Raw genomic sequence first — 3,923 nt, forward strand, 5'->3', positions numbered from 1 at the left:
TCCGCAAGTGCCCCGCCCCCGAAGGGGAGCGGGGCACTTGGTGGTTCGCGGCGCGACGGCACCGCGGAACGGCCGCCGAGTGCCGTGCTACTCGGCGGGGGTGAGCCACATGGGGATGCGGGCGTAGCCGCGCAGGGCGAGGCCGGTGCGGCGTTCCGGGTCGGGCTCGGCCAGTTCTATCTTCGAGAAGCGCGTGAGCAGCGACGTGAATATCTTGCGGATCTCCAGCCGGGCGAGTCCCGCTCCGAGGCAGTAGTGGATGCCGCCGCCGAAGCTCATGGCGGCGGACTCGCCGCGGTCGAGGAGCAGGCGGTCGGGGTCGGTGAAGACGCGCGGGTCGCGGTTGGCGGCGCCGATCATCAGGAACAGGTACTCGTCGGCGGGGACTTGGGTGCCGTCGGCGAGGACGACGGGTTCCTTGGTGTAGCCGGTGATGAACTGCACCGGGGAGTCGTAGCGGATCAGCTCCTCCACGGCCCCCGGCATGGCGTCCATGTTCCGGCGCAGCCACCGCGTCTGGTCCGGGTTCTCCAGCAGGGCGAACATGCCGTTGCCCATGGAGTGGGTCGTGGTCTCGAAACCGGCCATGAAGAGCAGGATCAGCATGGTGACCAGTTCCTGCTCGGTGAGCCGGTCGCCTGCTTCGGTGGCGTTGGCGAGCGTGGACGTCAGATCGTCGGCGGGACGCCGCATCCGTTCGGCACCGAGCTTGCGGAAGTACGCGACGAGTTCGTCCGCGGCGGCGTCGGCCTTGGGCAACTCGTCCCCGACGAAGCCGAGTTCGACCATGGACGAGAGGTCGAGCACGACGTCGTGGAAGCGGTGCCAGTCGGCGGCCGGGACCCCGAGCATGCGGCCGATGACGGCCACGGAGAGGGGGAAGGCGAAGCCGCTCATCATGTCGACGGGTTCGCCGGCCTCGGCCTTCCTTACGGCCGGTTTGATCAGGTCGTCGATCAGCTCCTGGATCGCGGGCTCCAGCGCGGCGACGCTCCGTGGGGTGAAGGCGCCGTTGACGAGGCGGCGCAGCCGGGTGTGGTCGGGCGGGTCGAGCCGGTGCATGGTGCCCCGGAGCAGGGCTTCCGCGGAGTGCTCGGCCGGGTCGGGGCGTCCCGGCTGTATCTGCTCGGGTCCCTTGATGACCCGGGGGTCGCGCAGGGCGGCGGCGGCCACCTCGTAGCCCGTGGCCACCCAGCCCAGTCGGGCCGAGCGGTGCACCTGTCCCTGTTCGTGGAGCCGCCGGTAGAGCGGGTAGGGGTTCCTCTTCCCCTCCTTGGACTGGAAGATCTCCGTGACGATCTCGTCTATGTCGTCGGTGACGTGGGTGGTCAATGTGTGTCCCCTCTTGGTGCGCGCCTTGTTCGGCGCGTCAGCGTCGCTGGTGCCTTCGTGGTTCTGCGGGTTGGTGCGCTCGCGGTGAGTGCGTTAGCGGGTCGGTGCGTTGGCGGGTTCTTGTCTCCGTGCTGCTCGTACGTAGCCGGATGGGCATACGGAGTCGTTCAGGTGCGGGGTTGTTCGGGTGGGGCGTTCAGGTGCGGGCGGCGGCTATCGCCGGTGGCCGCTCGGCCGTGAAGCGCGACGTGTCGCCCCACGACTCGTAGGCGGCGGCCATGTGTTCGGCGGCGCCCTCCAGGAGCATCAGTCCTATGGAGTCGGCGTGCCGGGCCTGCCACGGTTCGGTGGCGGTGCCCTTGACCCACTGGTTGAAGGCGCCCAGCGCGGGCCCGGTGTGCACCTGGTAGTTGACCTTGTCGCCGGGCTGTCCGGTCAGCGCCAGCCGCGCCGAGTAGGCGAAGTACCAGCGGAAGACGAGCGCCATCCTCAACTTCGGCTGCTGCGCGGCCTTTTCGACGACTCCGGGCTCGCCCTTGCCCCGGTAGTGGTCGCACACCTCCGCCCAGATCTCGTCGAGGGTGCGGTGGAAGTACGACTTCTCCAGCAACGCGCGGGTCTTCGCGGGGAGTTGGTCGAGGCCGTCGTACTGCTGGTACAGGGAGTAGAGCTTGTTGGCGCGGGTCGGGAAGAACACGCCCTTGCGCAGCACCTGGACCCTGGCTCCCATCTCGAACATGTCGCCCGCCGGTGCGTAGCCGGTGTCCTGGATGTCGATGTTCTGGAGCATGTCCTTCACGGCGTCGCTGGTGGCCGCCTCGACGGTGCACTGGTTGACGGACCCCGTCAGCACGTAGTCGGCGCCCAGCATGAAGGCCGAGGCGACGGCCTCCGGCGTGCCGAGTCCGCCTGCGAGCCCCATGCAGACGGGCTCCGGGTAGCCGTGTGTGCGCTGGGCCTCCCGTCGCAGGCCGAGCATCGCGGGCAGCATGACGGTGGCGATGCCTCCGTCGGTGTGGCCCCCCGAGTCGGCCTCGACGGTGATGTCGTGGCTCATCGGGACCTGCCGTACGAGGTCGGCCTGTTCGGGGGTGATGGCGCCTTCCCGTAGCAGCCCGTCCACGACCTTCACCGGTGCCGGTGACATGAAGGCGCGTGCGACCTCGGGCCGGGAGACCTTGGCCAGGATGCGGTGGGCGCACTTCGGTGCGCCGTCCGCGGCCCGGCTCATGCCGCGGGCCCGGTAGAGCACGAGGGCGGGGGTCATCTGGATGAAGGCCGCCGCCTCGACGACGGTCACGCCGCGGCGCAGCAGCATCTCGGCGACGCGGCGCTCGGCGGCCGGATCGTCGTGGTCGGCGAGGAAGTTGACGCCGAAGGGCTCCCCGGCGCGCAGTTCCCGCTGTACCTCCAGGATGTTCTCCTCGATCGCGGCGGGCGTCAGTCCGCCCGTGCCGAGGAAGCCGAGCATGCCGGCGCGGGCGAGGCGTATCACCATGGCCGGTGAGGCGATGCCCCGGTACATGCCGCCGGCGGCGTAGGAGTAGCGAAGCCCCAGCCGTGTGCGGAAGACCGCGCTGCCGAGCGTCGCCGCTCCGGAGACCGGTCGCGGTGCGGGGGAAGCTGCGGGTGAAAGCGCAGGTGCAGGTGAAGGTGGGGGGTCGGCTACGGGGGTGGGCACGGGAGTCGTACGGGCCTGCGCAGCGGCGGCGGGGAGCGCTGAGGGCGGTTCGGGCGCGGGCGCCGGGCGGGGCACGTCGCGGGTCTGCTGGATGAGCTTGCCGACGACGTTCCCGCCGAGTTCGGTGAACTCCTCCACGCCCAGTTCGAGCAGCCGGCGCACGGTGTCGGTCCAGCGCACGGGGCTGGCGATCTGCTCGACGAGCAACTCGGCGGTCCTGCCCGGCGGATAGGGGCTCGCGGTGACGTTGGAGATCACGGGCGTGCGGGGGTCGCCGAGCGAGAAGCCCCTCACGTACTCCTCGAACGCCTCCTGTGCGGGCCGCATCAGCGGCGAGTGGAACGCTCCGGAGACATTGAGGCGCACACAGCGCACCCCCCGTTCGTGCAGGTGGGCGTCCAGGGCGGCGATCTCGTCGGCGGCACCGGAGACAACCTGCTGGGCGGGGGCGTTGTCGTTGGCGAGCGTGAGGGAGGTGAAGCCGCCGCGCTGGAGCAGTTCCGTCAACTCCCCCGCGTCCAGGCCGAGTACGGCGGCCATTCCGCCGCCCTCCGCCCGTGCCATGAGGTCTCCGCGCCGCTGGACCAGGCGCAGCCCGGTGGCGAAGTCGAAGGCTCCGGCGGCGTGGAGAGCGCAGTACTCCCCCACGCTGTGCCCGGCGAAGTACGCGGGCCGCCTGCCCGTCTCCGTCTGCCGCCTGCGGTGTGCCAGCGCTCCTACGACGAAGAGCGCGGGCTGGGTGTACTGAGTGCTGCGCAGCAGGCGCCGCGGGTCCTCCACGCACAGTTCGCGCACCGAGTATCCGAGGATGTCCGAGGCGCGCTCGGTGAGTTCGGGGAAGGCGTCGAACAACTCGCGCCCCATGCCGCGTGCTTGGGCCCCCTGGCCGGGGAAGACGACCGCCTCCATC

General features: G+C 70.5%; 2 protein-coding genes. Both read right to left on the reverse strand.

Features of this window, described 5'->3' with window-relative positions:
* Positions 1 to 87: 87 nt before the first annotated feature.
* Positions 88 to 1,332 (reverse strand): cytochrome P450, encoded by a 1,245-nt coding sequence (locus tag MMA15_RS10570; RefSeq protein ID WP_241058851.1) that lies wholly within the window; start codon positions 1,330 to 1,332, stop codon positions 88 to 90.
* Between the two features lie 196 nt (positions 1,333 to 1,528).
* The gene (gene fabD, locus MMA15_RS10575) at positions 1,529 to 3,922 is read right to left on the reverse strand and encodes an ACP S-malonyltransferase (protein WP_241058852.1); all 2,394 of its coding nucleotides are present in this window, start codon (positions 3,920 to 3,922) and stop codon (positions 1,529 to 1,531) included.
* Position 3,923: the final 1 nt, after the last annotated feature.

The organism is Streptomyces marispadix (assembly GCF_022524345.1).
GTDB classification, from domain to species: domain Bacteria; phylum Actinomycetota; class Actinomycetes; order Streptomycetales; family Streptomycetaceae; genus Streptomyces; species Streptomyces marispadix.

What these genes read in the sequence shown, in the direction of transcription:
- fabD (WP_241058852.1), bottom strand. Translation starts at nt 3,922, where the DNA reads ATGGAGGCGGTCGTCTTCCCCGGCCAGGGGGCCCAAGCACGCGGCATG.